The sequence below is a fragment of the Alcaligenes parafaecalis genome (genome assembly GCF_026344135.1).
Classification (GTDB): Bacteria; Pseudomonadota; Gammaproteobacteria; order Burkholderiales; family Burkholderiaceae_B; genus Alcaligenes; species Alcaligenes parafaecalis.
In genome coordinates, this window is record NZ_JAPKNA010000004.1 from 224,678 (window position 1) to 250,587 (window position 25,910).

The following is a 25,910-nucleotide window of genomic DNA, read 5'->3' on the forward strand; positions in this document are numbered from 1 at the left end:
GACTGCACGGAGAGCAAATGAATTCTCACCAGCAGCCCGCCATGCAGGTCGTGGTGAGCGTCGTTCTCCAAGGTGGATACCACCTATCCATGCCCCGAGCCTGGCAAGACCGCAGTCTTGTCGCAACGCCCCTCAGGGATGGCAAATTAATGTGGGTGATTGTACCTGTTTGGATCGTCTTGGGAAGCGGACCCGGCCAGGAAAGCACGATATTTTTATCGCAAGAACGGTGCAAGCACCTGGCTCGTATATTGACAGACACTGGGTCCCGATCACATCAACCGTCCTTGCTATGCGCACGATCAAATCAGAACAGCATGAACCGGCAATAAAAAAGCCAGTCAGATTCAACTGACTGGCTTTCTCTACCCGGGGCCTGAACGGCCGGGTATTTCCGCGACTTAAATAGCCTGACGCAAGGTTTGGGCCTTGTCTGTCGCTTCCCAACTGAACTCGGGCTCGCTGCGGCCAAAGTGACCGTAGGCAGCCGTCTTGGTGTAGATGGGGCGCTGCAGGTCCAGCATTTCGATGATGCCGCGTGGGCGCAGGTCGAAATGTTGGCGGACCAGTTTGGCGATTTCGGTATCCGGAATCACGCCGGTGCCTTCGGTGTAAATGGTGATGTTGATTGGCTCGGCCACACCAATGGCGTAGCTCAACTGCACCTGACACTGACGCGCCAGACCGGCGGCCACGATGTTCTTGGCGACATAACGAGCGGCATAGGCTGCGGAACGGTCCACTTTGGAGGGGTCTTTACCGGAGAAAGCACCACCACCGTGAGGGCATGCGCCACCGTAGGTGTCCACAATGATCTTGCGACCTGTCAGGCCGCAATCGCCTTGAGGACCACCGATCACGAACTTGCCGGTGGGGTTCACCAGGAAGCGGGTTTTTTCAGTCAGCAGGTCCGAAGGGAAGCAAGGACGAATGATGTGTTCGATCACGGCTTCGTGAATGTCTTTCTGGGACATTTCAGGAGCGTGCTGTGTGGACAGCACCACGGTGTCTACTTCTGTCGGACGGCCATCCACGTAGCGGAACGTCACTTGGGACTTGGCGTCAGGACGCAACCAGGGCAGACGACCATCTTTGCGCAGTTCGCTCTGACGCTGCACCAGACGGTGGGCGTACCAGATGGGAGCAGGCATCAGATCAGGGGTTTCGTCGCAAGCGTAGCCAAACATCAGGCCCTGGTCGCCAGCGCCTTGGTTCAGCAGCTCTTCAGGGCTGCGATCCACGCCTTGAGCGATATCGGGCGACTGCTTGTCGTAGGCCACCAGAACGGCGCAGGACTTGTAATCAATGCCGTAGTCGCCATTGTCATAGCCAATACGCTTGATGGTGTCGCGGGCAACCTGGATGTAATCCACGTTGGCGTGCGTCGTGATCTCGCCAGCCAGCACCACCAGACCGGTATTGCACAAGGTCTCGGCAGCAACACGCGCCTGAGGATCTTGCTCGAAAATAGCGTCCAGGATGGCGTCGGAAATCTGGTCGGCAACCTTATCGGGGTGGCCTTCAGAGACGGATTCGGATGTAAAGAGAAAGTCGTTGTTGTTCACAGCGTAGCTTCCTTTAATAAGGGCTGATAATCAGCACGAGGTTGAACAAACTGCGTTGCACCTCGAAGCCAGCGATGTGGATACGATAGACGGGGCGCGACGCTTTAGCGGTTTATAGTGGGCAGCTTGCCGCCCGATCGCTCCGCAAGTTGTCGTTTAACTCAGCGATACAATCCATTTTAAGCGAAAATACGTAATCATTTCAGCAAAACTTCACATTAAAGGATTGCCTGGCCCATGCTAGTGGCTCTTTTGCGCTTGATGGCTCGCCTGCCTTTACCCGTCCTGCATGGCCTGGGTAGAACCATAGGCCGACTGATTTACGCCTTTCCCGGACGCTATCGCCGCCGTCTGCAAAGCCACTGTCGCCAAGCGGGCTACGACTCTCCTGCTTTTTTCCGGCAAGCCGCCGGAGAGACGGGCGCCATGATTGTGGAAACCCCGCGCGTCTGGCTGCATCCACAAGCCTGTCTCGACCGCTGCACAATCGACAATCTGCCCACGGTCCAGGAAACGCTGGCCGAAGGTCGCGGCATACTTTATCTGACTCCGCATCTGGGCTGTTTTGAAATGATTGCGCGCTATTTTTCCGGCGTGGACCCGATGACTGTGATGTTCCGCCCACCCCGTCAGGCGTTTCTGGAACCCTTGATGGTGGAGTCGCGTGAACTACCAGGCCTGCATGCAGTCCCAGCCAATATCAAAGGCGTGCGCGAACTGGTTCGTGCTTTTCGCCGAGGCGAGTCGGTCGGCATGCTGCCCGATCAGGTTCCCAGTGGAGGAGATGGCGTTTGGGCGCCTTTCTTTGGTCGCCCTGCCCTGACCATGACCTTGGCAGGCAAACTGGCCCGACAATCCAATGTGCCCATCATCGTGACGGCCACAGAGCGTCTGCCCAAAGGCCGCGGCTTTCATATTCACACCTTCCGCTTGCCTGAGCCCTTGCCTGAAGATCCTACCGAACTGGCCACCTTGATCAATGCCTCCATGGAAACCTTGATCCGGCGCTTTCCAACCCAGTACCTCTGGGCCTACAACCGCTACAAGGTTCCGCATGACGCGCCCCCTTTGCCTGGCGATGCCACACCATGAGTTTTAATTCCTACCCGCTGCTCAAATCCATTTTTTCCTACTTTGGCCGCGCCTCGGTACGAACGCGCCAGCGTTGGGGATCTGTACTGGGTGGTCTGGTGCATCGCTTCGCCTCCCGTCGCCGTCACATTGTGCGCACCAATCTGGACCTGTGCTTTCCCGACACCCCGGAAAGTACCCGGCGCGAATGGGAAAAGCAGCACTTTCGGCTATTAGCGCAATCCTATCTGGATCGCGGCCTGCTCTGGTTCGGTTTACCCAGCACCATCCTGAACACCTTGCATCTGACGGGCGAAGAACACATTACCCAGGCGCTGGAACAAGGGCGCAAAGTCATGCTGCTGGTGCCCCACTTTCTGGGTATGGATGCCGCTGGCACCCGGCTGTCCATGTCAATCTCGCCTTTGGTAGCCTTTTACACACCGCAGCGCGATCCTCATGTTGATCGTCTGATGTATGAAGGCCGCAGCCGCTTTTCCTCGGTACCGCTGATTTCCCGCAAGGACGGTATTCGTGGCTTGATGCGCGCATTACAAAAAGGCCAACCTATCTATTACTTGCCCGATATGGATTTCGGCAGCAAAGGCTCGGCCTTTGTGCCCTTTTTCAACGTGCCTGCCGCCACTCTCTTGTCCACCGCCCAGATCGCCCGTAATCAGGATGCCTTGGTTATCCCGGTGATTTCACGCGTGGATGCGGAAACCGGCCACTACCATATTCAGGTACTGGAACCCATGTCCGACTTCCCAGGCGAAGGCTCGCTGGAGGAGGCCACCGAGCGCATGAATGCACTGATTGAAAAATATGTGCGCGAGGACCCGCCGCAGTATTATTGGGTTCATCGGCGCTTCAAAACCCGCCCCGAAGGTCAACCCGGCATCTACTAGGCCCATCATGCACAGCTCCACCACTCCCCAGCCCGCTTCCTCGATTTGGCGTTTCAGCAAAATGCACGGGGCAGGCAATGACTTTGTCATGCTGGATGGTGTAACGCAGACGATTGAGATGACGCCTGAACGGGCCCGCGCCCTGGCAGATCGTCATTTCGGCATTGGGGCCGACCAGATTCTGCTGGTCGAGGCCGCCACCGAAACAGGGGCCGATTTCCGCTACCGTATCTTTAATGCAGATGGCAGCGAAGTTGAACACTGCGGCAACGGCGCACGTTGCTTTGTCCGCTTTGTACACGAACAGGGCCTGTCATCGGCCAACCCTTTACGCGCACAAATTCGTACCGGCATCATCAGCCTGAATGACGACCCGCAGCGCGGTGTGGATGTGATGATGGGCACCACCCGCTTTGCCCCGGCAGATGTGGGCTTTGACAACAATGGGCTGGAAACGCGCAAGCTAGGTGAAGACACACTGTGGCTCTTGCCAGTTCCCGACCAAACCGCCCCTGTAGCCTTGTCGCTGGTCTCGATCTCCAACCCGCATGCCGTGCAAGTCGTGAACGATGTGAAACAGGCTGCGGTTGCCACCGTAGGCCCCTTCATCGAATCCCACCCTCGTTTTGCCAACAAAGTGAACGCGGGTTTCATGCAGATTATTGATCCTCACCATATCAAGCTGCGCGTCTATGAGCGCGGGGCAGGCGAAACTCTGGCTTGCGGCACAGGGGCTTGTGCGGCTGTGGTAGCGGGCATACGCCGGGGATTGCTCCAAAGCCCGGTTGTCGTGGATACTCGTGGAGGCAGTCTGCGCATTGAATGGGACGGACAGGCGCTACGCATGAGCGGCCCGGCCCAAACTGTCTTTACCGGACAAGTCGATATAGATGCACTGTGTGCATCCTTAGCCAGAAAGGAAACCTTCTAGACATGGATACCCCCAACAGCCTTAGCGCCGTGGAAGTGGCCCAGTTTTTGAAAGCCAACCCTGATTTCTTCGACGCGCACGCCGATGTTTTCGCCAAGCTGATGGTGCCCCATCCGCACCAAAGCCGCGCCATTTCCCTGGGCGAACGCCAAATCATGTTGCTGCGTGAACGCGGCAAGAAAACCGAACGACAATTGGCAACCCTGGTCGCCAATGCCCGTGGCAACGAGAAAATCTCGCGCCAGTTGCACCAATGGAACTGCCAAATGCTGGCCGAGTCCGATCCTGCCGCCCTGCCCGAACTGATTTGCAGCAGCCTGGAGCGCATTTTTGAAATGCCCGTGGTGCGTCTGCATTGCTGGAACCCGGACGAGGTACTGGCTGATGACCCGGTGGCCGGTTGGGGCTACACCTTGATCAATCCCTATTGTGGGGCCAGGCGCGAACAGGAATTTCTGGCGGATCTGCAGCAAGACGCGCAGTCTGTGGCAATCGTGCCCTTGAAGTGCCCCGAGTCCAGCACCCTGTTTGGCCTGCTGGTTCTGGGTTCACCCGAAGCCACACGCTTTACAGCCGATATGGGCACCGACTTTCTGGAAGGTATTGGCGAACTGTGCAGCGCCGCCCTGCAGCGTTTGCACAAGCCCAGCACCGTTAATCAAAGCGAATGTCCGGCCTGAAGAAACAAGACCGCTCCCCTTCCGGGGAGCCTTCCAGGCAGTCCGCCGCCCCCCAGGCCCTCAGCCCTGCCATGCAAAGCTGGCTGCATCAACTAAGCCATGAAAAGCGTTATTCGGAACACACGCTCAGTGCGTACCGCAATGACTTGCGCCATTTGCTGGCGCAATACCCTGGCATCGATCCCGACACGCTCAATCAGACTCAATTGCGGCAAGCTGCTGCGCGCTTGCATGCTCAAGGCCTGGCTCCTCGCAGCCTGGCCCGCATTCTAGCCGCTTGGCGTGGCTATTATCAGTCGCGCACCAAGGAACTTGGCTGGCCCTTGAATCCGGCGGCCAGCCTGAAGGCGCCCAAGATCGGACGTCCTCTGCCCAAAGCCTTGTCCGTAGACCAAACCCAGCAGTTACTGGACAGACCAAGCGCCCCCATACAGGACGACCCTGTTAGCTGGCGCAATCAGGCCATGTTTGAGCTGTTTTATTCCAGTGGCCTGCGTTTGGCCGAACTGGTCAGCCTGGATACGCACTATCACCAGGACCCGCAATACCAGTCCAAAAGCTGGCTATTGATGGATGATCGTGAACTGGTGGTCAGTGGTAAAGGTGGCAAGACACGCCGTCTGCCTATAGGCGAAAAAGCTCTGCATGCCCTGCAACAATGGCTGGAGAAACGCACGACGCTGGCGTCATTGGCGACCAGCGCCAATGCCAGCGCAGCCCTGTTTCTAGGGGCTCGCGGCGCGCGCATTCACCCGCGTGTCGTGCAGCAAGAGCTGGAAAACTACGCCCGTGCCAGTGGTCTGCCCGTGCATGTACACCCGCACAGCCTGCGCCACAGCTTTGCCAGCCATCTGCTGCAATCGGCTCAAGACTTGCGGGCAGTGCAGGAGCTATTGGGTCACACCAATATTTCTACGACCCAGATCTACACCCGTCTGGATTTCCAGCATCTGGCCCAGGCTTACGATCAGGCCCACCCTCGGGCACAACGCAAAAACCGGGCCAGCGACAAGCCGGATGAATGAATCAGGGCTGCAAGGCTTTGATCAGTTGATCCGTGTTCGAGCGCATCATGCCCAAGTAGGTATCTACACCTGATCCAGGCGCACCCAAGGCGTCGGAATACAGTGTGCCACCGACTTTCGCACCGGTTTCCCGAGCCACCTGCTCCACCAGTTTCGCGCTAACCGTATTTTCTACGAAGATGGCCTGAATCTGCTTGCTGCGCGCTTGCTGGATAATCTGTGCAATATCGCGTGCCGAGGGCTCTGCCTGGCTGGACACGCCGACCAAGGGAATAAAGCGCATGTCATACGCCTTGCCCATATAAGAGAACGCATCGTGCGAGGTAATCACCTTGCGCTTTTCAACGGGCACGGCCTGCAAACGAGTCTTGATGGAATCGTCCAGTTCCTGGATACGCTGTGCGTAATCCTTGGCGCGACGCTGATAGTACTCGGCGTTGGCCGGGTCAGCTTGTTCCAGACCTTTGCTGATGTTGCGAACATAGATCTGTGCCAGGCCCAGACTTTGCCAGGCATGCGGGTCCTGACTGCCATGCTGATGGCTATGGGCGTGGCCACTGTGATCTTTCTCATCCGCGTGTTGATGATCATGAGCGTGATCATGCGCAGGCTCATGGTCGTGATCGTGATCGTGGCCAGCATGGTCGTCATGCCCGCCCTCAAAAGCCAAAGGCGTAATGCCCTCTGTCGCCACAACCTGCGGCCCCGTATAGCCCGCAGCCTGCTGCAAACGTGGCAGCCAACTTTCAAACTCCAGACCATTAATCACCAGCAACTGCGCGCTGGCCAAGGTCTTCGCATCACTAGGGCGAGGTTCAAAAGAGTGGGCATCCCCATTGGCAGGCACGATAGTGCTGGCCATCACCTTATCCCCACCAATCTCCTTGACCATATCGTTCAGGATGGAGAAACTGCTGACCACTCGCAAAGGCTCAGCCTGCACCGACAGGCTGGTCGCCAGCAAGCCCAGGGCCAATACGGTACGGCCTGAATAGATGTCTCGCATTTTCATCAATCGTGCTCCAGGAGAGAGGCCATGCGCCGACGCCGTGCACGCCATTGGGAATAAGCACGCAGCAAACCGCCTTGGGGGCCAAGGGTGATAGAAAGAAAATAGAACGCGCCGGCCGCCAGGATAATCGCGGGCGAGGCTGGCACGTTGTAGTAATACGAGAACAGCAGACCCAGATAGGCGCTGACCATGCCCAGCAAGGCCGCCACCAGCATCTGGCGTCCCACGGAATACACCCAGAACCGGGCCGAGGCGGCAGGCAACATCATGATCCCCACCACCATCAAGGTTCCCAGAACCTGAAAGCCAGCCACCAGCGTGATCACCAGCATGAACAGGAACAGCATGTGAACCACGGAGCCACGCCCACCTTGGGTGCGCAGAAAAATCGGGTCCATGCACTCCAGCACCAAAGGACGGAACACCAGGGCCAGAATAATCAGCGTGACCGTTGTGCTACTGGTGACCAGAAGCAAAGAAGCATCGTCCAGGCCCAGCACCGTGCCAAACAGCACATGGATCAAATCCATATTGGAGCCACGCAACGAAACCAGCAGTACCCCAAGCCCTAATGACACTAGATAGAAGGCCGCAAAACTGGCGTCCTCGCGTTGCGGGGTGAGGCGGGCCACCAGGCCAGCCAGCAAAGCCACAACCAGACCCGTAATCATGCCGCCCAGCGCCATCGCGCTTAGCGACAGACCGGCTGTCAGAAAACCAACCGCCACACCGGGCAAGATGGCGTGGGCCATAGCATCGCCCATCAGGCTCATACGGCGTAAAACCAGAAAAACACCCAAAGGTCCGGCAGCCGCAGCCAAGGCAAACGAGCCTGCCAAGGCACGTTTCATGAATCCAAAATCGATAAAGGGGCCAAACAGGACGTCCATGAGCGACATCATAGGTAGTCCCCCGCACACAAATGGCGGGCCAGATGCAGGTTCTCCGGGGTCAACACAGACTCGGTTTCACCCCAACCCACCACCTGTCCGGCAAGCAGCACCGTTTGCGGAAAACAGCTACGCACCATATCCAGATCATGCAGCACAGCCATCACAGTACGGCCCTGTTTGTGCCAGTCCAGAATCAGGTTCATCAATTCGTCCGAGGTTGCGCGGTCCACCGCAGCAAACGGTTCATCCAGCAGCAAGATCTGGGCATCTTGCATGATCATGCGGGCAAACAAGGCACGCTGTAACTGACCGCCCGACAAGGTTCCAATCGAGCGTCGCGCAAAGTCAGCCAGACCCACCTGCTCCAGCGCATGAGCAATACGTTCATGCTCTGCTTTCGGGAAACCGCCCCAGGCACCCACACGCTTCCAGGCTCCCATTGCGACCAGATCATGCACTGTCACGGGAAAGCTCTTGTCCAGATCGCCCATCTGCGGCAACAAGGCCAGTTGATGCAGAAAGCCGCTATCAACCACAATGCGGCCTTTAAGAGGATTGATTTGCCCAGTCAGCCCCTTGAGCAAGGTAGATTTCCCCGCTCCATTCGGCCCGACAATCGCTGTCAGCGAGCCGCGAGTGAAACAGCCGCTAATATCCCGCAAGGCGATCTTGTCTTTCCAGCCCAGCGCCACATGATCGAGTTCGATCAAGGTCTGATTGTCCGTCATGGGTTTACCACGCGCCCAATGCCCAGGCCGTCATTGCCCACAAGGCGGCGGCCACGCACACAGCGCCCAGTACGCGCTGCCCGGCCGAGGCCAGCAAAAGCGAACGGCGCGGTGCCGGACTACGGGAAGTCGAGGAAAATTGAGAACAGGACATGAAACAGGGATAATGCGGCGAGAGTGGAAATTTATTTTTCCAAAGATGTTATAACATAACAAACCACCTATCAAGCGCCATGCCTGTACATATTCTTACGCCCAACGCCATTGAAGACCAGCTTGCGACCGCAGAACAGCTTTGTCTGGAGCGCGGTAAACGGCTGACTTCAATTCGCCGCCAGGTGCTGGAAATCCTGATTCAGGCCCAGCGCAGCTTGCGCGCCTACGAACTGCTGGATCTGGTTCGTGAGTTCCAGCCAGGTGCCAAGCCCCCAACCGTTTACCGCGCCCTGGACTTTCTGACAGAAGAAGGTCTGATCCACCGCCTGGATGCCGTCAATGCATGGACAGCCTGTGTGGATGCCGGTGGCCACCCCCACGACTTGCTGATTGTCTGCACCCAGTGCGGCACTGTGGTGGAACTGTGTGCTCCGGACTTGAGCCAGAAGCTGGCTGATTGTGTACGTGGGGCAGGCTTTGCCCTGTCTGGCCACGAAACCGAATTGCGCGGTCTGTGCCAACGTTGCGTTGCCGCTAAAAACGAGCGAAAACCCTTATCTGCCCCCTAAAACGTGGTATTTTGCCGCCAATCAGTATATATTCCCCGATCTATTGGCAAACCTCTGTGAATTTTTACAGATCACCGTTTGCCCAACAGGCAAGGCTGTGATGTAATCGCACGTTGTTTTCGTGCGGAGCAGATGGGTGCAGGAAGCCGCGGTTGGAGCCGTGCCTTGTACCTTTCGCCCGCCACTGCGAGGCATGTTTATGAACGCGGCATCAGATCTGAAAAACATGGTTCCAGTCACTGTTCTGACTGGTTTTTTGGGCGCTGGCAAAACCACGCTGCTCAAGCGCATCCTGAGCGAATATCACGGTCGACGCATTGCCGTCATCGAAAACGAATTCGGACCTGAGGGCATCGACAATGAATTGTTGGTGCAAGATTCCCAGGAAGAAATCGTCGAGCTGAGCAACGGCTGCGTCTGCTGCACTGTGCGCGGCGACCTGATGCGCACCCTGAACGATTTGCGCGTTCGCCGCCAGGCGGGCGAACTGAAGTTTGAGCGCGTCATCATCGAGACCACCGGCATGGCTAACCCCGGCCCGGTCTGCCAGACCTTCTTCATGGACGATGATATTGCCGACTACTATCGGCTGGACGCGGTCATTACCGTTGTGGATGCCAAACACGGCATGGCCACACTGGACCAACAAGAAGAAGCCCAGAAACAGGTTGGTTTTGCAGACCGCTTGCTGATCTCCAAAAAAGATCTGGTCAATGATGTGGATTACGAGGCCCTGCGTGCCCGTCTGGTCCGCATCAACCCGCGAGCCACCATTACGCCGGTTCACTTTGGTGAAACCAATATCCAGGAAGTGCTGGAAGTCAGCGGTTTCAACCTGACCTCTATTTTGGACATCGATCCACAATTCCTGGCCGAGCAACATCCCGATGCCGATGATGGCCATGATCACCACCACGATCATGCGCACGGTGACGAAGGCGACTGCGGTCCTGACTGCGGTCACCACCATCATCACCATCACCAGCACGCTGCTCACAATGACGAGATCGGTGCTTTCGTGTTCCGTTCGGATCGTCCTTTCGATCCCGAGCGTCTGGAAGACTTCCTGTCCGGCATTGTCCAAGTATTTGGACCAGATCTGATGCGCTACAAAGGCATTCTGTATCTGAAGGGCATCAATCGCCGTATGCTCTTCCAGGGCGTACACATGATGATGAGCGCCGAGCCTGGCAATGCCTGGCTGGCCAAAGATAAAAAAGGCACCAAGCTGGTCTTTATTGGCCGCAAATTGCCACAAGACATATTCACCCAGGGCTTGGAGAATTGCCTGGTTTGAATTAATTATTCAGTAAATGCGGAGCGATTGCGCGTGACAACAGTTACAGGCTCCCAGACGTCAACAAGAGGTAAGCATCATGGCAACTAAGTCACATGACAGTACTACAACCCTGCTGACCGAGCAGGAGCTTTTGGCGATGCCTGAGTCAGACTACATGAACGCCGCCCAACTGGAGTTTTTCAAGCATCGCTTGCGCCAGCTTGAACAGGAAATTCTGGCTAACGCGGGTGCCACAACGGAAAACCTGCGTGAAACCCAGTTCGTTCCTGACCCGGCAGACCGTGCCACGATCGAAGAAGAACACGCTCTGGAGCTGCGCACCCGCGACCGCGAACGCAAGTTGCTCAAGAAAGTGCAACAGTCCATCGCCCTGATCGATTCGGGCGAATACGGCTGGTGTGAGGAAACGGGCGAGCCCATCGGCCTGCCCCGTTTGCTGGCACGTCCTACGGCTAACCTGTCTCTGGAAGCCCAGGAACGTCGCGAGAAGCGTCAAAAGATGTTTGGGGATTGATAGGCTGCAAAGCCCATCACCCTGATGAAAAGCCCGCCCGATCATTCTGGCGGGCTTTTTTTTGCCATGTAGTCCGGCCACACCGGCCCGTATCAACGCAGCAGCGTGCCCTCCTTCGCCCCGGTTCAGCGCAGCAACAGAGCACCCGACAAAAACTTCGTTCTGTCATGCGCTTGAAATTTCCTGCCCGACCCCCAGATGGGAACCTTAAAGGAAGGAAATCATGGAACAATTTCACGCCACTACTATTGTCTGTGTACGCCGCGGAGATCAGGTCGCCATCGGCGGCGATGGTCAGGTCACACTGGGCAATATTGTCATCAAGGGCACGGCCCGCAAGATTCGCCGTCTGTACAACGACAGCATCCTGGCCGGTTTTGCCGGTGCGACGGCTGACGCCTTCACCTTGCAAGAGCGCTTTGAAGCCAAGCTGGAAAAGCACCAGGGCAACCTGCTGCGCGCCGCCGTCGAACTGACGCGCGACTGGCGTACCGACCGCGTTCTGCGCCGTCTGGAAGCCATGCTGCTGGTGGCGGACAAGGAGCACACGCTGGTACTGACCGGCAATGGCGACGTGCTCGAACCCGAACATGGCTTGGCCGCCATTGGCTCAGGCGGCTCCTATGCCCAGTCTGCCGCCATGGCCTTGCTGCAAAACACCGATATGGCCCCTGCGGACATCGTTAAAAAGTCGTTGGAGATTGCAGGCGATCTGTGCATCTACACCAACCAGAACCATATCGTCGAAACACTCTGACAGCCGGATACCCCACCATGTCTACACCTAATATGACTCCCGGAGAAATCGTCTCCGAACTGGACAAGCATATCGTTGGCCAGGGCAAGGCCAAGCGCTCCGTGGCCGTGGCCCTGCGCAATCGCTGGCGTCGCCAGCAGGTTGCCGAGCCCCTGCGCAGCGAGATCGTCCCCAAGAACATTCTGATGATCGGGCCCACCGGCGTGGGTAAAACCGAAATCGCCCGCCGTCTGGCCAAGCTGGCCAATGCGCCTTTCATCAAGGTCGAAGCCACCAAGTTCACGGAAGTGGGCTATGTAGGCCGCGACGTTGAAACCATCATCCGCGATCTGGTGGACATTTCGGTCAAGCAAACCCGCGAAATCGAAATGCGCCGTGTGCGCACCCAGGCCGAGGAAGCGGCTGAAGACCGCATTCTGGACGTGCTGGTGCCGCCCTCGCGCGATGCCCACGGTCAGCCCCAGCGTGAGGACAACTCCGCACGTCAGGTGTTCCGCAAGCGCCTGCGTGAAGGCAAGCTGGACGATACCGAGATTGAAATCGAGATGGCCCAAGCCATGCCTCGCATGGAAATCATGGCCCCTCCCGGCATGGAAGAGATGACCGAGCAATTGCGCGGCATGTTCTCCGGCATGGGTCAGGAAAAAACCAAGGCTCGCAAGCTGACGGTCAAGGAAGCCTTCAAGCAACTGACCGAAGAAGAAGCGGCCCGTCGCGTCAATGAAGACGATTTGCGCACGGCTGCGGTGGCTAACGCCGAGCAGAACGGCATCGTGTTCCTGGACGAGATCGACAAGATCACCGCACGTGGCGAGAGCCAGGGCAGTGGCGGCGATGTGTCCCGTCAAGGCGTACAGCGAGACCTGCTGCCTTTGGTGGAAGGCACGAATGTCACCACCAAATACGGTGTGGTGCGTACCGACCACATCCTGTTTATTGCCTCCGGCGCTTTCCACCTGTCCCGTCCATCGGATCTGATTCCTGAACTGCAAGGCCGTTTCCCTATCCGTGTGGAACTGGAATCGCTGAGCGCCCAGGATTTTGTACAGATTCTGTCGACCACGGACGCATCTCTGACCAAGCAATACGCTGCCTTGCTGAGCACCGAAGACGTGCAACTGGACTTCCGTCCCGACGGTATCCAGCGTCTGGCCGAGCTGGCTTTCGAGGTCAACGAGCGTACTGAAAACATTGGTGCCCGTCGCCTGTACACCGTCATGGAAAAACTGCTGGAAGAGCTGTCCTACAGCGCTGGCAGCCACGGCGAGCAAAGCGTGGTTATTGATGCGGACTACGTGAACAAGCAGTTGCAAGAAACGGCAGCCAGCCAGGACCTGGCGCGCTACGTGCTGTAAGTTCGACACTAGGTCCAGCGCTTGTTCCGCTTGTTGCCGGACAAAAAAAAGGGGCAGATTTTTCTGCCCCTTTTTCCATTCTTGTTCGGGTAAGAACCAACACCGTCCCCAGCAGGCGACTGCACCCAAGTTTTCAACAAACTCTGACCTGGCAAAACGAATCAAGCTTAGTGATCGTCAGATCGCCCCCCTCCGACCAGAGCAGACTGACGGATCGCCTGCATAGGACATAAAAAAAACCGGGCGAACCCGGTTTTTTATCCACCTGCTGAATCCACCTTATTTGCTGATCTTGGTGACCACGTAATCGCCACCATCACGCTTGGCGGTGAATTTCACCTTGTCGCCCGGTTTGATGTTGGCCAGCAAGGCGGGATCAATTTTGTAGACCAGTGTCATGGCGGGCAACTCCAGGTCGCTGATCTCACCATGCTTGATGGTGATCTTGCCAGCCTCGGCATCCAGTCGGCGCACTTCACCTGATGCACTGGCCTCTTGAGCCTGGGCGACCACGACATAGGCCGAGCCCGCCACTACACCCAGAGTTCCCAGCGCCAAGGCAGCGCTTCGTTTCGTCCATGCCATTTTTAACTCCTGCAAATTGGGCAGAGCCAGACAATTAGCTCATAATGCCTACTTTCGGACGCCTGATGCGTCTGTTTCCGATCAAGCATAACGCTAAACCTTTGCAAAAGCATGAGCGAATTTATTAAAGGGTATGTGCTGCGTCCAGCCACCCCCGCAGACATTCCGGCCGTTTTGGGCCTGATGCGCGATATGGCCGCCTTCGAGAAACTGGAACATATTTTCAAGGCCAGCGTCGAGTCGCTACGCAACAGCTTCTTCTCCGATGAGCCCAGTGCCTACTGCCTGGTCATCACCCCGGAAGATCAGCCCAACGCACCAATTTCTTACATTATGTGGTTTTACAACTACTCCAGTTTTTTAGATCGCCGCGGCATCTATCTGGAGGATTTGTACATAGACCCCGCCCACCGCAAACACGGTTTGGGTGCTGCCGCACTGCGTCACCTGGCTCAGTTGGCCGTCGCTCAAGGCTGTGGTCGTCTGGAATGGGTGGTGCTGGACTGGAACCAGAACGCCATCGACTTTTACAAGTACCAGGGTGCCCAGGTGATGGAAGAGTGGCGCATCGTACGAGTCACGGGCGATGCTCTGAGCAATCTGGCCAATGGCACCCCCCGCCCTATCGAGGCATAAGGCATCATGTCCACTCGACTTTCCATTATCAGCACTCGTACTGGCGATGACGGTACGACGGGCCTGGGCGATGGCAGCCGCCTGCCCAAAACGGCTCCATTGATTCACGCTCTGGGCGATGTGGATGAGCTCAACAGCCATATAGGTGTGTTGCGCAGCATGGCGCTGCCAGAAGATGTGGATACCTTGCTATCCGATATCCAGCACGACTTGTTCGATATGGGCGCCGAGCTCTGCATTCCGGGCCATCAGGTTATAGGCAGCAGCCATGTGGAACGCCTGGACAAGGCGATTCGCCATTACAACGAGCCTTTGGGCATCTTGAAAGAGTTTATTTTGCCCGGCGGCAGTCCGGAAGCAGCACAAGCGCATGTCTTGCGTTGCGTGGCACGTCGTGCGGAACGTAGTGTCGTGGCCGTGCCCTCAGAGTCTTTGCCGCAGGATGGCCCGCGTCTGTACCTGAATCGACTGTCTGATTTGCTGTTTGTATTGGCACGTACGCTGAACCGCCATGCAGGCCGCTCTGACGTGCTCTGGGAACCCAAACGCAACGAGCAAGACAAGAGCTGACAGCGACAGCGACAGCGACAGCGACAGCGACAGCGACAGCGACAGCGACTATAAGAATAGGGCCCTGCCAAGCAGGGCCCTATTTATTTTCAGGCAGGATCAATGCGAGTAATATCCGAAAACTTCAGCGCAGGCTGATCTGTAGGATCTTCGTACACCTGCCATTTCAAGGACAGGCTGCCCACCTGAATATCCACGGTCGCCAAGGTATTTTCCGCGTCACTATCGGCCGGGTCACAACGCCAGATCGGAAACTCCGCATGATGCTGATCTGCCAGGACCTTCAAAGGATCCAGCTCGGCCCCGGCTTGCGCCAGCAATTCATCCCCACGCTCTTGCCGCAGTTCGGACGAACGGGTAATACGCTGCTCAAACCCCTGCATGGACGGATGCAGAGCATGGTTGGCATGCAGACGGTTTTGCTCAATCGTCTGCACGGACACTGCCTCGGCACTGAATTCCACGCTTAGCAAGCGCGGATCACCACGCTGGGCCAGACTCAAGTGGAACGCTCCCGAGCGTGGGTGATCCTGCAAGATACCCACCGCCTGATCCAGATCGGGCTGGTCCAGCATGGCACGAGTCAGAACCATGCGCGGCACGCCAGGGGCCACATGACGGGCACGCACATTATTGACAGTCATGGCCAATCCAGCCTGGGTGACGGCAAAGCTGTGACCGGGCAAGGAAGCGGGGTACAGGAAAGACGCGAAGGACATGCCACTGTCAGGAATGAATTTGGCAACCCCGCAGTAACCTGCAAAGCCGGGATCACCATCCTCGTTATGCACCAGACGCGGTTCGCCCTGGGCGGGCATTTGCACGGTGGTGCAACCATCCGGCGCCATCGCCCACAGGTCGCCTCGGCAGTTCCACAAAAACACGTCTTCAAAAGGGAGCTCCAGGCCTAATGCCAGGCCCTGGAGCTCGGTCCATATTCGGGGGAAATAGCGTTCGGTGTACTGAGCCAGTTGACTGGCTACCGCCGTCCCTTTTTGTTGCATGATGCCTTGCCATGCTGCTGAGCTCAGCAAATAGGCATGCACTGCAGGGGCTCCGAAACGTCCCAAAGAATGGCCAATTTCTTTGGGACCACCACTTAACTCCAGATAGGACAACTTAGCCATTGCGTCTATTTCCAGTAGGCACCTGATTGGTGCAATTGATCTTCAAGCAACTCAATACCGCTGACTGCACGACTGCCCGCCTTGGCCAGAACCTGCTCCAGCAACACCTCCACCAGAGCCTGTGCGGCGACCAAAGAAGGAAAAAAAGACGGACTGTCGGTTCCAAACAATAATGTGGCATCCGCCTGCTGCGCAATAGGGGCAAGCAAGCTGTCGCAAATCGCCAGAATATGTGCATCTGCCTGCTGAGCGGCGCGATGCGCCAGCACGGCTTCCTGGGAATACGGGGCAAAACCGAACAAGACCAGCACATCCCCCTTTTGCAAGGCCCGCAAATCCATATCCAGAGTGCCAGACTCGCCGCGTAGCAAGACAATCGAAGGTCGGAACAGGCGGTACTGGTAATGGAAAGAGAAGGCAGGCGCAAAAGAGGCGCGGAACCCAGCCACAAAAACCCGCTTGGCCTTGGAAAGCAGTTCTACCGCCTGCGGCAGGCGCGCCTCGTTCGCCTCACGCAGTAGCGCCAGATTATCCATTTGCGCCGTCAGGGCCTGCTCCAGCCTGTCCTCTTTGTGTCGATTACGCACGACCACACGGGCCTGATCGGCATAGCGCCGTGCCCCCTGACCATGCAGCGCCTGGGTAAACACCGCTTTGAACTCTGCCCAGCCAGCAAAACCCAGAGACTGCGCAAACCGCAACAAGGTTGCAGGCTGCACCTGGGCTTGAGCAGCTAACTGACGCATGGACAACAAGGGAATCTGATCGGCGTGATCAAGCACATAGCGCGCGCTTTGCTGAAACTGCGGTGACAGAGTGGCAAATGCCGCCTGGATACGCACCGTCAAGGAGCTCAAGGAGTTCATGGGCCAACACGCTTAAAAAGGGATACCAAGTATATATCGGGCGCAAATGCAGTCCAGGCGCAACAGTGAGGCCTTTATCCACCCATCCTTACAAAGCAGAAATGATTTATTTGTTGAAAGTATTATCATATATTCAACATACGTTGAAAATCCTTTTGGGCCTACTTTCTGGATCTGCGCCATGACACACGTTTTTCATCGCAACCCCAAACAAACCTTGCCCTACGCCGTCAAAGGCGATGGCATCCGCATTGTGGACAGCAATGGCAACACCTATATAGATGCCAGTGGTGGCGCGGCTGTGTCCTGCCTGGGCCATAGCCACCCCACGGTGATCGCCGCCATCAAGCAGCAACTGGACCAGATTGCCTATGCCCATACCTCTTTTTTCAGCAGCCAGGCTGCCGAAGATCTGGCTGACTTTCTGACCAGCCGCTCCCCCGGTGATCTGGACCATGTGTACTTTTTGTCTGGCGGCTCCGAAGCGGTAGAGGCCAGCCTGAAGCTGGCACGGCAATACTTTGTGGAAATCGGCCAGCCAGAGCGTCATATCTTCATCGCCCGTCGTCAGAGCTACCACGGCAATACGCTGGGTGCCTTGGCTATCGGTGGCAATGAATGGCGTCGCAAACCTTTTCTGCCTTTACTGGCTCCCGCCCAGCATGTCTCGCCCTGCTACCCCTATCGTGACCAGCGTAGCGATGAAACTGCTGAACACTATGCCGACCGTCTGGCCCAAGAGCTGGATGACATGATTCAAAAGCTGGGGCCGGAAAACGTCGCCGCCTTTGTGGGCGAGACAGTGGTAGGCGCTACCGCAGGTGCCTTGGCTCCCGTGGGTGATTACTGGAAGAAAATCCGCCAGGTCTGCGACAAGCACGGTGTGCTGCTGATTCTGGACGAAGTCATGTCCGGCATGGGCCGCACAGGCTATCTGTTTGCCTGCGAAGAGGATGGTGTGGCGCCAGACATTATGGCGATTGCCAAAGGGCTGGGAGCGGGCTATCAGCCCATTGGTGCCATGCTGGCCAGCGACCGTATCTATCAGGCCATCCTGAATGGCTCAGGCTTTTTTCAGCATGGCCATACTTACATGGGACACGCGACTGCCTGCGCGGGTGCCTTGGCCGTACAAGAGGTGATTGAGCAAGATCAGTTACTGGAAAACGTACGCCAGCGCGGCGAACAGTTACGTCGGGAATTGCACCTGGCTTTGGACAGCCACCCCAATGTGGGCGATATCCGTGGCCGTGGCCTGTTTGTTGGTATCGAGCTGGTACAAGACAAAGCCAGCAAACAGCCTTTGGACCCCGGCCTGAAAACCCATGCCAAGATCAAGCAGCGCGCTTTTTCCCAGGGCCTGATGCTCTACCCGATGGGCGGTACGATAGACGGCGTACAGGGCGACCATATTTTGCTGGCCCCACCTTTTATTTGCACTGAAACTGATATTCACGACATTGTGCAGCGACTGACTCAGACCATCGACGCTATTCTGCCCCGCTGAATCCCATCATGCAAAGTGCCTGAGGGGCCGCGTGCACCAGCTGCCGCTCCTCAAACAGCACTCTGTTGACTGCCCTGCGGCAAGCCAGCCGCAAGACACCCCACTCTATATAAAGGAGAACCATGGCCCGCCTGCCCTATGCCGACCTGACTGCCCCCGAAGCCGCCCCCTTGGTCGAACAGATCATTGCGGAACGTGGCAGCGTATTGCACCTGTACCAAATGCTGCTGCACAGCCCGCCCATTGCCAAAGGCTGGCTGAATCACCTGACCGGTATCCGTCACAACAGCAGCTTGCCGGGTGATGTGCGTGAGCTGGTCATCATGCGCGTCGCCTTGTTGAACCGTGCCCCATACGAAGCCGATCAGCATGCGCCTATCGCGCTGGCAGAGGGCATGACTCAGGCTCAACTGGATGCCCTGCCAGACTGGCAGACCTCGGACCAATTCACGCCCCTCCAATGCGCTGTCCTGGCCTACACCGATGCCATGACGCGCAATGTGCAGGTGGACGACGCCGTATTCAAGGAGATACGTCAGTATTTTGACGAACGCCTGACCATTGAGCTGACCGCCACCATCGCTACCTACAATATGGTGTCGCGCTTTCTGGAAGCCCTGCATATCCATTCGGACGACGCACGCTAAAACGCCGTCGACACGGGCTCCATCCTGCCTCCCCCTAAACGGCCCGCCAGAAACTCCACGAACAAGCGCAGCTTGGGAGGCAGATGGCGGGTAGGCGGATACAGGGCCCACAGCGCGCCACAGTACTGAGTGCGGAACTCCCAATCAGCTAACACGCGCACGATTCTCCCTTCCTGCTCCGGCTCCTTGGCCACAAAACAAGGCAGGCTGCCCACCCCCAAGCCCCGCTCCACGGCATCCAGCCGCACGCCCGTATGGTTAGCCGCATAACGACCGCTAACCGACACATTCAGCACCCGCCCGCCTTTATTGAATCGCCAGCGTGAATCGCTGGGCGCTTCACCCAAATAGATGCAGCTATGTTCACGCAACTGTTGCGGATGCGTGGGCAAGCTATGTTCTGCCAGATAGGCCGGGCTGGCATACAGACCGTGACGGATATCCGTCAGATGCCGCCCCATCAGGCCCGGTGGCGGCTGATCAGTAATACGAATCGCCAGATCCAACTGATCGTCGATCAGATCCGCATAGCGGTCATCCAGGTTCATCAGGACATTCACATTAGGATGCGCCGCCAGAAAATCCGGCATATGGGGATGGATTAAAAAATGTCCCACGGCCTTGGGGACACTCAGCCGAATCTGCCCTTCCGGCTCGGTCTGAAACTGCCCCGAAATCTCCATGGCCGCCTGTGCGCAGGACAACATATCGCGGGCATGCTCGTAAATCGCCTGCCCGCTGTCGCTCAAGCGCAGTTTACGGGTCGTGCGTTGCAGCACCCGTGTCCCCAGCCCTTTCTCCAAACGCGCAATGGAACGGCTCACTGCCGAGGGGGTATAGCCAAGCTGACGAGAGGCCTCGGAAAAACTGCCAGTCTCCACCACTTTGACAAAGACCACCATATCGCTCATCAGGGAAGTCAGATTACTTGTGCTCATAGGGAATAAATTATTTCATTGAATTGCAATTATCGGGACTGCCTACTATGCCTACAATGCCTTAAAACCAACCTACAGGTAATAAAATGCAAGATAAATTATATTTGACTAGCAATAGCCTTACCTGCATAGCGGAAGTCCTGGAGTGTTATCACTCGGAAAATGAACGCTATGCTGTCAGGCTGGATAAAACCTTATTTCATCCCCAAGGCGGTGGCCAACCCTGCGACAAAGGCACCTTGAATGGTCACGAAGTCCTGCATGTCGCTCAGAACCGAGACGGCCACGTATTGCATTACCTGCATGTACGCCTGCCCCTGGGCCCGGTTGAACTGCACGTAGACCGAGCGCACCGCTTGCAGCATGCCCGTCTGCATACCGCTGGCCACATGATTGGTCATCTGGTCGAGCGCACCGGCTGGCAAGCCATCAAGGCCCATCACTGGCGGGGTGAGTCGCGGGTGGTGTTCCTGAATCCCAAAAATGCCCTGCCGCCTTTTCTGGACGATTTGTCTGATCGCTGTGCCGAGCAGATCCAACTGGCACAGCCTATTGGCATCAGTTTTCAGGAAGGCCGACGCCAAGTGACGATTGGCACCCTGGGGCAGTATCCATGTGGCGGCACACATGTTGAAAATACATCTGAATTAAATGGATTGAAAATAATCCGTATAAAAAATAAAAAAGATGAATTAAGCGTTCATTATGAAATGCTGGATTAATCAATAATAAAAATTAAGGTTTTTTATTATTTTTAGCTATGACCGGGAAAGAAAAACAATTCTTTTAAAAACCCCCAAGGGAAGTGAGACATGTATTTAGAAACCGAACGATTACAGACTGAGCATATGCAGTCCTTGCTCAATGGCGAACTCCTGGCTATTCGACTCTCCCAGTTCATTGATGCGCCCACCTCACAAAAGCTGGGCGAGCAAATCATCGACAAGGGCTTTGACCGTTACGTGAACGCCCCCAGCATCGGCCGCATAGGCATGGCTTTTTACGAAGCGGAAAACCAGCCCGAGCGCATAGCGTCTTACTTTGAAGGCGTTTTTGACAATATTGACGAGCTGCGCCGCCGTTGCGCGCCCTACTTGTCCCCCATTGATGTACTGCGCTGCACGCTGGACGAGGTCTGGCCCGCCGGGGCCACGCTGGAGACTTTGTATGGAAAAAAAATGTATGTGGGTTTATCGCGCGTGGTGCAGCCCGATGTCCATTTCCTGGCACACCACGACATTCTGGCGAAAGACGCACCCGGTAATTATCAAGCCATCAGTCTGCAGGGGCAGTTGGCCGCCAATGTGTATTTGAAAATGCCTGAGCAAGGAGGTGAACTGCAAATCTGGCAAACCGAACTAAGTCCCCATGAATTTGATCAGATGCGTGGTGAAAGCTACGGCATCCATCCTGATTTGCTAGGTGCCCCCGAAGTGCAGATACGTCCCGGTCCGGGCGATCTGATTATTTTTAATTCTCGCAAAATGCATGCCGTCACCCCCGGCAAGGGCGATTTGCGTTTGAGCCTGTCTTGCTTTGTGGGATATCGCGGCCCGGCCATGCCGCTGACCTTTTGGAGTTAATGTGTTGCAAACCTATTGGCCCGAGTTCGCTACTCTGGCTTTGATTCATTTTTTGGCCGTTATTGCCCCCGGACCTGATTTCGCTGTCACCATCCGCCAAAGTGTGCGGCTTGGCCGTCAGGCCGGTATTGCCACTGCCATTGGCATTGGTGCCGGGATCTCCGTGCATGTGATCTACACCTTGATGGGCGTCGGTGCCCTGCTCCACTCCACCCCCTGGTTGATGAGTGTGGCTGAAGTCCTGGGCGGTGCTTACTTGCTGTACATAGGCTGGGGTTTTTTACGACAGGCCAGCACACCGATGGAAATAAGCCTGGCCGAATCCGGGAATGGCAAGCCTGCTGCCGTCAGTGTGCGCCAGTCCCTGACGCTAGGCTTCATGACCAATGCCACCAATCCCAAGGCCACGTTGTTCTTCCTGGCCGTGTTCACCACAGTTGTCAGCGCCAGCACACCACTGACGACCCAAATGCTCTATGGCGTGTGGATGTGTCTGGTCAATGCGGGCTGGTTTATTGTGGTCAGCCTGATCTTTACCAATCCCGGCGTGCGTCAACGATTTTTGCGTATGGGAACCTGGTTTGAACGCGTGACGGGGGTACTGCTGCTGGGCTTCTCGCTGCGTTTGCTTGTTCATGCCGGACAACGCATCCTGCTCTAAGCCTGAACCTGCACAGCGCCAAGACTTTGTTTGATCAGATCCTTGGCGATGCCCCAGCATCACAAAAAGTCCCACCCTGCAAAACAGGGCGGGACTTTTACATTTAGATCATGGACTCGCCTGTCTTGCGTGCTCTGCGCCAGTCACGGATCAGATTGCCAACCAGCAAGATCAAGATGATGGCCGACATTACCGGCCAGACCAGGAAGTAAATCGTCATAAGCATAGTGTTCTCCTTTTAACGTCTTCTCTCATGCACTCAAGCACGAGCCGAGGCAGCTTCGCCTTGTTGTGACTCGCGAGCCTTCTGCTTGCTCGACGCTGGCGTGTCGTCGTAGTGAAACGACTGCACGCGCTCGGCCAGCAAAGAGAAATCAAAACGCTCCTGGCTACGCAAGCTGATGGCCACACACACCACAGCGCTGACACCGTAAGCGGTCAAGGAACCCAACAACACAATGTACTCACGCAAGAAGCCGATGAAGTTGGGCAACAGAATCGCTGTGGCAATGACTCCAACTGCAATCGCAATACGGCTGCGGAAGAACGCAAACGCCATCAAACCAGCAACTACGCCCCCACCAATCGAAGCGGTGATCTCGTAGAACACGGCAACCACACCCTCAATAGGAATCAGCTCAAAGCGAACAATCGTGAACAGCACCACGGCGCACAGAACCGACCAGCTAAAGGCCTTGTTGGTGACGCGGTCCCAGTAGAAGCTGACGATCACCGGGAACACAATCGCCCCCCACAGTGCGCCCACAAACACCAGCATCACCAGAATATCCAGACGCAGGCTGGCGAAGATCACCCCCACCATCGTGGCAACCACCATGGTGATACGGCCCCACCACAACATGCGGGCAGGTTTTGGACGACCACGGGCAATGTTCTTGGCGTAGATGTCAGTCATCATGATGGCCGACAAGGCCGCCAGATCCGAGTCCGCCGTGGAGGACAAGGAGCCCACCACCAGGATGAAGAACAAGGCGATACCAAACGGTGGCAAATAGGTCGAGGCCATCTGCGGGATGATGTTGTTCATATTCCCATCCACCGGCTCCAGGCCAGTGAACAAGGCCAGCAGACCCAGCATGCCCAGACCAATCACCACGGCACCATAGCCAATCGTGGCGGTCAGGAAAGTGGGTTTGATCAAGTCCTCTCGCACCGCGAACAGGCGCTGGGCAATGGTCTGATTACCAATGGCATAAGCCAGCACCGCCACAAAGTAAGGCGCACCTTGCTCCAGAATCGCTTTGGTCGAATAGAAGTTGGCTTGCTCGGAGTCCAGACGCCACCAGTTGGCCTGTACCATCTCGGGCCCGCCCGCGTTAAAGAAGATCAGCGGGATAATGACCACGGCCGACAGAATCATGGCAACCAGTTGGGCAAAGTCTGTCATTACCGAGGCACGAAAGCCCGACCATAAGGTATAGGACAGCACACCCAGACCGGCAATCAGCACACCTTGAATAAAGCTCAGAGGGCTAAGAATCGATACCAAAGCACCTGCGGCAGTGAAGTTCACCATCAGGCTGATACAACTACCCACCACGTTGGAAATCGCCATGATCATCTGGCTGGACGAACCGTGCCGGGCATGCAGCACTTCGGCCAAAGTATGTGCCTGGGGTGCCAGCTTGCGGAAGCGCCGCCCAAAGGGGTAGATGAACAGAATCATCAAGGCCCCCCATAGTCCGTAATGCAGGGGACCGGATAGCCCGTATTTGAAACCCGAGGTCGCGCTGGCATAAAACGACGCGGCCCATACCCAGGTGGCGATCATGCTGGCCGCTGACAGGCCAAACCCCACCGCACTGTTGGACACCATGTATCCGTCCACGTTTTCTTTTTTCTGACCAATCATGAGCGACATCAGGAATGTCGCGCCATAAAAGCCGACCAACAACAATATGGCCGTTGTGGTTGAAAGCGTAAAAAACTCCGCCTCTTGCATGTCTTTCCCTTTCTCTTCTGCGCGACGCCCCTGTGCTACGAGGTCATCCTGCGCATGCGTGCCAATTCCGCAGTAACGCGCTGGGCGGCACCGATCCCAGGATCAGAACCGAAGCACCTAAACCGAACGCGCGCACGAACGCCCCCGCCCTTGGCAACGCCAAAGCGAGAAAAAGCAAGACACAGCGCAAAGTGCCTCACATTACGGAGAGTCTGCGGGCCTTACAGCAAATAAACATGGCCAGAGACAAGCCGCTCTGTTGCAGGCCGATGTCATGGGAGACAGTCGGCTGGTTGTTCCGCGACCCAAGGGTCGGGCAAGGTGTTTCGGACTAAAAAGCCGGGTTGTTGTGCAACAACCTGTTGAAGAACGGACCGCCATTTTTTATGCAATTTTGTCGCACCTGAACGGCCTGTTCGAGACGCTGATTCAAGGAACCAGAGGGGTCAATTATACATATTTAAAATTTAAGGGTCTATATCATGCTGTTTCAGCATCGAGAAAGGGCTTTTCAGCCCTTTCCAGATCAGTCGTAGACCTCGTCATTGCTTAAGCTCACGCGTGCCAGCTCCTGACACGCCAGGGGCACTTTGCCCACAAAGGCGTAGCCTTCCCCACGCACGGAGCGGATCGGTAGCTCCTCGCCCATTGCACTTAATTTGCGTTTCAAGCGGCTGATCAAAACGTCCACGGAACGGGCAGTCGCATCGCGCCCTTCTTCCAGCGGAAACAGGCGGTCTCGTTCCACCGTTTGCGGGCTGACGGCAAACAGAACCTGGACAATACGCCGCTCGCCACGGGTCAACATCACCGAATGGCCCTTGGGCGTGCTCATGGTCCAGCCGTTTTCCATCAAATCCCAGAGCTGGGACTCGGGCTCCAGCTCGTGTTTCTGAACGGCAGAGGCCGGTTTTGCTTGCGCTGTGTCCGGGCTGCGCAGGCTGTGTCGCAAGGCATAACCACGCCGTCGCAAGGCCTGTACGCAAGCCACCACCTCGACCGGCAAGGCCTCCTGGTCAAAGCAGGCGTCAGCACCGGCCAGCAGAAAATGGCCACGCTCCAGACCGGCCACTTTGTCGCGCCGCACAACGATCACGCCTGCCGCGGGAAAATCGATGCGCAAACGATTGATATGCAAAAACACATTGTCTGCCTGACACAACAAGGAAAACACCATCTCGGCCCCGCAGGCATGCGCCTGGGACAAGCACTTTTCCATCGTCTCGACCGTCTGAACCCGTACCCCCCACTGCTCAGACTCCAAAGCGATCTGCTGCAAACTGGCCTTGTCGTCATACAACAGAAAAATCTGTTCAACCGTCATAGTCCTCACCCTTGCTGGCCCACTAAGGCACTTTATGTT

30 protein-coding genes and 1 riboswitch are annotated in these 25,910 nt (G+C 56.5%); of the genes, 17 read left to right on the forward strand and 13 right to left on the reverse strand.

Annotated elements, in window-relative coordinates:
* Positions 1-48 precede the first annotated feature (48 nt).
* Positions 49-140, reverse strand: a riboswitch (S-adenosyl-L-homocysteine riboswitch).
* 261 nt (positions 141-401) lie between these two features.
* Complete coding sequence (metK, locus tag OSH09_RS13935) at positions 402-1,565, reverse strand: methionine adenosyltransferase (protein WP_207873108.1); 1,164 nt, start codon at positions 1,563-1,565, stop codon at positions 402-404.
* A 237-nt stretch (positions 1,566-1,802) separates the two neighbouring features.
* Between metK and OSH09_RS13940 the strand changes: the two genes are divergently transcribed.
* From OSH09_RS13940 to OSH09_RS13960, 5 genes are read left to right on the forward strand one after another with little or no spacing between them, the layout of a single operon-like run.
* The gene (locus tag OSH09_RS13940; protein ID WP_266121307.1) at positions 1,803-2,657 is read left to right on the forward strand and encodes a lysophospholipid acyltransferase family protein; all 855 of its coding nucleotides are present in this window, start codon (positions 1,803-1,805) and stop codon (positions 2,655-2,657) included.
* A complete protein-coding gene (locus OSH09_RS13945; RefSeq protein WP_207873106.1) occupies positions 2,654-3,544 on the forward strand; it encodes a lysophospholipid acyltransferase family protein in 891 nt (296 codons plus the stop codon). Before OSH09_RS13940 ends, OSH09_RS13945 begins: the two co-directional genes overlap by 4 nt.
* 7 nt (positions 3,545-3,551) lie before the next feature.
* Positions 3,552-4,475 carry a diaminopimelate epimerase gene (gene dapF, locus OSH09_RS13950; protein WP_266121308.1) on the forward strand — a complete coding sequence of 308 codons (924 nt, stop codon included), beginning with the start codon at positions 3,552-3,554 and terminating at the stop codon, positions 4,473-4,475.
* A 2-nt stretch (positions 4,476-4,477) separates the two neighbouring features.
* Positions 4,478-5,155 (forward strand): DUF484 family protein, encoded by a 678-nt coding sequence (locus OSH09_RS13955; protein WP_266121309.1) that lies wholly within the window; start codon positions 4,478-4,480, stop codon positions 5,153-5,155.
* The gene (locus OSH09_RS13960; RefSeq protein WP_376912329.1) at positions 5,143-6,180 is read left to right on the forward strand and encodes a tyrosine recombinase XerC; all 1,038 of its coding nucleotides are present in this window, start codon (positions 5,143-5,145) and stop codon (positions 6,178-6,180) included. The genes OSH09_RS13955 and OSH09_RS13960 overlap by 13 nt, the downstream gene beginning before the upstream one ends.
* A gap of 1 nt (position 6,181) precedes the next feature.
* On the opposite strand, the gene OSH09_RS13965 is transcribed toward OSH09_RS13960, so the two are convergent.
* Genes OSH09_RS13965 through OSH09_RS13980 form a run of 4 tightly spaced genes read right to left on the reverse strand, consistent with a single transcriptional unit; the run spans position 6,182 to position 8,967 of the window.
* Positions 6,182-7,192, reverse strand: a complete 1,011-nt coding sequence (locus OSH09_RS13965) for a metal ABC transporter substrate-binding protein (RefSeq protein WP_266121310.1) — start codon at positions 7,190-7,192, stop codon at positions 6,182-6,184.
* Positions 7,192-8,091, reverse strand: a complete 900-nt coding sequence (locus tag OSH09_RS13970) for a metal ABC transporter permease (protein ID WP_266121422.1) — start codon at positions 8,089-8,091, stop codon at positions 7,192-7,194. The genes OSH09_RS13965 and OSH09_RS13970 overlap by 1 nt, the downstream gene beginning before the upstream one ends.
* The gene (locus OSH09_RS13975; RefSeq protein ID WP_266121311.1) at positions 8,091-8,813 is read right to left on the reverse strand and encodes a metal ABC transporter ATP-binding protein; all 723 of its coding nucleotides are present in this window, start codon (positions 8,811-8,813) and stop codon (positions 8,091-8,093) included. The genes OSH09_RS13970 and OSH09_RS13975 overlap by 1 nt, the downstream gene beginning before the upstream one ends.
* A 4-nt stretch (positions 8,814-8,817) precedes the next feature.
* Positions 8,818-8,967, reverse strand: coding sequence for a hypothetical protein (locus tag OSH09_RS13980; RefSeq protein WP_207873100.1), 150 nt, complete (start codon positions 8,965-8,967; stop codon positions 8,818-8,820).
* 79 nt (positions 8,968-9,046) lie between these two features.
* Between OSH09_RS13980 and OSH09_RS13985 the strand changes: the two genes are divergently transcribed.
* The 5 genes from OSH09_RS13985 to hslU all read left to right on the forward strand — a co-directional run bounded on the left by OSH09_RS13985 (position 9,047) and on the right by hslU (position 13,464).
* Positions 9,047-9,538, forward strand: a complete 492-nt coding sequence (locus OSH09_RS13985; RefSeq protein ID WP_207873099.1) for a Fur family transcriptional regulator — start codon at positions 9,047-9,049, stop codon at positions 9,536-9,538.
* Positions 9,539-9,737: 199 nt separating this feature from the next.
* Complete coding sequence (locus OSH09_RS13990) at positions 9,738-10,835, forward strand: CobW family GTP-binding protein (protein ID WP_207873098.1); 1,098 nt, start codon at positions 9,738-9,740, stop codon at positions 10,833-10,835.
* Between the two features lie 79 nt (positions 10,836-10,914).
* Positions 10,915-11,352, forward strand: coding sequence for an RNA polymerase-binding protein DksA (gene dksA / locus OSH09_RS13995; RefSeq protein WP_042488105.1), 438 nt, complete (start codon positions 10,915-10,917; stop codon positions 11,350-11,352).
* Between the two features lie 223 nt (positions 11,353-11,575).
* Positions 11,576-12,109 carry an ATP-dependent protease subunit HslV gene (gene hslV / locus OSH09_RS14000; RefSeq protein ID WP_009462614.1) on the forward strand — a complete coding sequence of 178 codons (534 nt, stop codon included), beginning with the start codon at positions 11,576-11,578 and terminating at the stop codon, positions 12,107-12,109.
* A 17-nt stretch (positions 12,110-12,126) separates the two neighbouring features.
* Positions 12,127-13,464: an ATP-dependent protease ATPase subunit HslU gene (gene hslU, locus OSH09_RS14005; protein ID WP_266121312.1), complete on the forward strand. Its 1,338-nt coding sequence runs from the start codon at positions 12,127-12,129 to the stop codon at positions 13,462-13,464.
* Positions 13,465-13,743: 279 nt separating this feature from the next.
* Here hslU and OSH09_RS14010 read toward each other — a convergent pair whose 3' ends face one another.
* Positions 13,744-14,049 carry a copper-binding protein gene (locus tag OSH09_RS14010; RefSeq protein ID WP_207873096.1) on the reverse strand — a complete coding sequence of 102 codons (306 nt, stop codon included), beginning with the start codon at positions 14,047-14,049 and terminating at the stop codon, positions 13,744-13,746.
* 111 nt (positions 14,050-14,160) lie between these two features.
* On the opposite strand from OSH09_RS14010, the gene OSH09_RS14015 reads away from it, so the two are divergent.
* Together OSH09_RS14015 and OSH09_RS14020 are read left to right on the forward strand one after the other, a co-directional pair.
* Positions 14,161-14,685, forward strand: coding sequence for a GNAT family N-acetyltransferase (locus OSH09_RS14015; RefSeq protein WP_266121313.1), 525 nt, complete (start codon positions 14,161-14,163; stop codon positions 14,683-14,685).
* A 6-nt stretch (positions 14,686-14,691) separates the two neighbouring features.
* Positions 14,692-15,255, forward strand: coding sequence for a cob(I)yrinic acid a,c-diamide adenosyltransferase (locus tag OSH09_RS14020; RefSeq protein WP_207873094.1), 564 nt, complete (start codon positions 14,692-14,694; stop codon positions 15,253-15,255).
* A gap of 89 nt (positions 15,256-15,344) precedes the next feature.
* On the opposite strand, the gene OSH09_RS14025 is transcribed toward OSH09_RS14020, so the two are convergent.
* Complete coding sequence (locus tag OSH09_RS14025) at positions 15,345-16,382, reverse strand: C45 family autoproteolytic acyltransferase/hydolase (RefSeq protein ID WP_266121314.1); 1,038 nt, start codon at positions 16,380-16,382, stop codon at positions 15,345-15,347.
* Positions 16,383-16,387: 5 nt separating this feature from the next.
* Positions 16,388-17,248, reverse strand: coding sequence for a MurR/RpiR family transcriptional regulator (locus OSH09_RS14030; protein WP_266121315.1), 861 nt, complete (start codon positions 17,246-17,248; stop codon positions 16,388-16,390).
* Between the two features lie 181 nt (positions 17,249-17,429).
* Here OSH09_RS14030 and OSH09_RS14035 point away from each other — a divergent pair, with 181 nt between their 5' ends.
* A complete protein-coding gene (locus tag OSH09_RS14035) occupies positions 17,430-18,755 on the forward strand; it encodes an aspartate aminotransferase family protein (protein WP_266121316.1) in 1,326 nt (441 codons plus the stop codon).
* Between the two features lie 122 nt (positions 18,756-18,877).
* Positions 18,878-19,402 (forward strand): carboxymuconolactone decarboxylase family protein, encoded by a 525-nt coding sequence (locus OSH09_RS14040; RefSeq protein WP_266121317.1) that lies wholly within the window; start codon positions 18,878-18,880, stop codon positions 19,400-19,402.
* Here OSH09_RS14040 and OSH09_RS14045 read toward each other — a convergent pair.
* Positions 19,399-20,340 carry a LysR family transcriptional regulator gene (locus OSH09_RS14045; protein ID WP_207873089.1) on the reverse strand — a complete coding sequence of 314 codons (942 nt, stop codon included), beginning with the start codon at positions 20,338-20,340 and terminating at the stop codon, positions 19,399-19,401. The two genes, OSH09_RS14040 and OSH09_RS14045, sit on opposite strands and share 4 nt — an antisense overlap.
* A gap of 194 nt (positions 20,341-20,534) precedes the next feature.
* A complete protein-coding gene (locus tag OSH09_RS14050) occupies positions 20,535-20,741 on the reverse strand; it encodes a hypothetical protein (RefSeq protein ID WP_266121318.1) in 207 nt (68 codons plus the stop codon).
* Between OSH09_RS14050 and OSH09_RS14055 the strand changes: the two genes are divergently transcribed.
* The 3 genes from OSH09_RS14055 (at position 20,730) to OSH09_RS14065 (ending at position 22,584) form a co-directional block, all read left to right on the forward strand.
* Positions 20,730-21,062, forward strand: coding sequence for an alanine-tRNA synthetase second additional domain-containing protein (locus tag OSH09_RS14055; RefSeq protein WP_266121319.1), 333 nt, complete (start codon positions 20,730-20,732; stop codon positions 21,060-21,062). The two genes, OSH09_RS14050 and OSH09_RS14055, sit on opposite strands and share 12 nt — an antisense overlap.
* Before the next feature lie 90 nt (positions 21,063-21,152).
* Entirely contained in the window at positions 21,153-21,923 is a 771-nt protein-coding gene (locus OSH09_RS14060; RefSeq protein ID WP_243430198.1) for a 2OG-Fe(II)-dependent halogenase WelO5 family protein, read from the forward strand.
* A gap of 1 nt (position 21,924) precedes the next feature.
* Positions 21,925-22,584, forward strand: coding sequence for a LysE family translocator (locus OSH09_RS14065; protein WP_323178767.1), 660 nt, complete (start codon positions 21,925-21,927; stop codon positions 22,582-22,584).
* Between the two features lie 103 nt (positions 22,585-22,687).
* Here the strand turns inward: OSH09_RS14065 and OSH09_RS14070 are convergent, their stop codons facing one another.
* The 3 genes from OSH09_RS14070 to OSH09_RS14080 all read right to left on the reverse strand — a co-directional run bounded on the left by OSH09_RS14070 (position 22,688) and on the right by OSH09_RS14080 (position 25,871).
* Complete coding sequence (locus OSH09_RS14070; RefSeq protein ID WP_221080497.1) at positions 22,688-22,810, reverse strand: putative transporter small subunit; 123 nt, start codon at positions 22,808-22,810, stop codon at positions 22,688-22,690.
* A gap of 33 nt (positions 22,811-22,843) precedes the next feature.
* Positions 22,844-24,547, reverse strand: a complete 1,704-nt coding sequence (locus OSH09_RS14075; RefSeq protein ID WP_266121320.1) for a sodium:solute symporter family protein — start codon at positions 24,545-24,547, stop codon at positions 22,844-22,846.
* 526 nt (positions 24,548-25,073) lie between these two features.
* Positions 25,074-25,871: a winged helix-turn-helix domain-containing protein gene (locus OSH09_RS14080; RefSeq protein ID WP_266121321.1), complete on the reverse strand. Its 798-nt coding sequence runs from the start codon at positions 25,869-25,871 to the stop codon at positions 25,074-25,076.
* Between the last annotated feature and the right edge of the window lie 39 nt (positions 25,872-25,910).

What these genes read in the sequence shown, in the direction of transcription:
- OSH09_RS14060 (WP_243430198.1), top strand. Translation starts at nt 21,153, where the DNA reads ATGTATTTAGAAACCGAACGATTACAGACTGAGCATATGCAGTCCTTG.
- OSH09_RS13970 (WP_266121422.1), bottom strand. Translation starts at nt 8,091, where the DNA reads ATGTCGCTCATGGACGTCCTGTTTGGCCCCTTTATCGATTTTGGATTC.
- OSH09_RS14010 (WP_207873096.1), bottom strand. Translation starts at nt 14,049, where the DNA reads ATGGCATGGACGAAACGAAGCGCTGCCTTGGCGCTGGGAACTCTGGGT.
- OSH09_RS14035 (WP_266121316.1), top strand. Translation starts at nt 17,430, where the DNA reads ATGACACACGTTTTTCATCGCAACCCCAAACAAACCTTGCCCTACGCC.
- dksA (WP_042488105.1), top strand. Translation starts at nt 10,915, where the DNA reads ATGGCAACTAAGTCACATGACAGTACTACAACCCTGCTGACCGAGCAG.
- dapF (WP_266121308.1), top strand. Translation starts at nt 3,552, where the DNA reads ATGCACAGCTCCACCACTCCCCAGCCCGCTTCCTCGATTTGGCGTTTC.
- OSH09_RS14050 (WP_266121318.1), bottom strand. Translation starts at nt 20,741, where the DNA reads ATGACCAATCATGTGGCCAGCGGTATGCAGACGGGCATGCTGCAAGCG.
- OSH09_RS14045 (WP_207873089.1), bottom strand. Translation starts at nt 20,340, where the DNA reads ATGAGCACAAGTAATCTGACTTCCCTGATGAGCGATATGGTGGTCTTT.
- hslV (WP_009462614.1), top strand. Translation starts at nt 11,576, where the DNA reads ATGGAACAATTTCACGCCACTACTATTGTCTGTGTACGCCGCGGAGAT.
- OSH09_RS14075 (WP_266121320.1), bottom strand. Translation starts at nt 24,547, where the DNA reads ATGCAAGAGGCGGAGTTTTTTACGCTTTCAACCACAACGGCCATATTG.
- OSH09_RS13945 (WP_207873106.1), top strand. Translation starts at nt 2,654, where the DNA reads ATGAGTTTTAATTCCTACCCGCTGCTCAAATCCATTTTTTCCTACTTT.
- OSH09_RS14055 (WP_266121319.1), top strand. Translation starts at nt 20,730, where the DNA reads ATGATTGGTCATCTGGTCGAGCGCACCGGCTGGCAAGCCATCAAGGCC.
- OSH09_RS13990 (WP_207873098.1), top strand. Translation starts at nt 9,738, where the DNA reads ATGAACGCGGCATCAGATCTGAAAAACATGGTTCCAGTCACTGTTCTG.
- OSH09_RS13965 (WP_266121310.1), bottom strand. Translation starts at nt 7,192, where the DNA reads ATGAAAATGCGAGACATCTATTCAGGCCGTACCGTATTGGCCCTGGGC.
- OSH09_RS13980 (WP_207873100.1), bottom strand. Translation starts at nt 8,967, where the DNA reads ATGTCCTGTTCTCAATTTTCCTCGACTTCCCGTAGTCCGGCACCGCGC.
- OSH09_RS13975 (WP_266121311.1), bottom strand. Translation starts at nt 8,813, where the DNA reads ATGACGGACAATCAGACCTTGATCGAACTCGATCATGTGGCGCTGGGC.
- OSH09_RS14015 (WP_266121313.1), top strand. Translation starts at nt 14,161, where the DNA reads ATGAGCGAATTTATTAAAGGGTATGTGCTGCGTCCAGCCACCCCCGCA.
- OSH09_RS13955 (WP_266121309.1), top strand. Translation starts at nt 4,478, where the DNA reads ATGGATACCCCCAACAGCCTTAGCGCCGTGGAAGTGGCCCAGTTTTTG.
- OSH09_RS14030 (WP_266121315.1), bottom strand. Translation starts at nt 17,248, where the DNA reads ATGAACTCCTTGAGCTCCTTGACGGTGCGTATCCAGGCGGCATTTGCC.
- OSH09_RS14080 (WP_266121321.1), bottom strand. Translation starts at nt 25,871, where the DNA reads ATGACGGTTGAACAGATTTTTCTGTTGTATGACGACAAGGCCAGTTTG.
- OSH09_RS14070 (WP_221080497.1), bottom strand. Translation starts at nt 22,810, where the DNA reads ATGCTTATGACGATTTACTTCCTGGTCTGGCCGGTAATGTCGGCCATC.
- OSH09_RS13940 (WP_266121307.1), top strand. Translation starts at nt 1,803, where the DNA reads ATGCTAGTGGCTCTTTTGCGCTTGATGGCTCGCCTGCCTTTACCCGTC.
- OSH09_RS13960 (WP_376912329.1), top strand. Translation starts at nt 5,143, where the DNA reads ATGTCCGGCCTGAAGAAACAAGACCGCTCCCCTTCCGGGGAGCCTTCC.
- OSH09_RS13985 (WP_207873099.1), top strand. Translation starts at nt 9,047, where the DNA reads ATGCCTGTACATATTCTTACGCCCAACGCCATTGAAGACCAGCTTGCG.
- OSH09_RS14025 (WP_266121314.1), bottom strand. Translation starts at nt 16,382, where the DNA reads ATGGCTAAGTTGTCCTATCTGGAGTTAAGTGGTGGTCCCAAAGAAATT.
- OSH09_RS14040 (WP_266121317.1), top strand. Translation starts at nt 18,878, where the DNA reads ATGGCCCGCCTGCCCTATGCCGACCTGACTGCCCCCGAAGCCGCCCCC.
- OSH09_RS14020 (WP_207873094.1), top strand. Translation starts at nt 14,692, where the DNA reads ATGTCCACTCGACTTTCCATTATCAGCACTCGTACTGGCGATGACGGT.
- hslU (WP_266121312.1), top strand. Translation starts at nt 12,127, where the DNA reads ATGTCTACACCTAATATGACTCCCGGAGAAATCGTCTCCGAACTGGAC.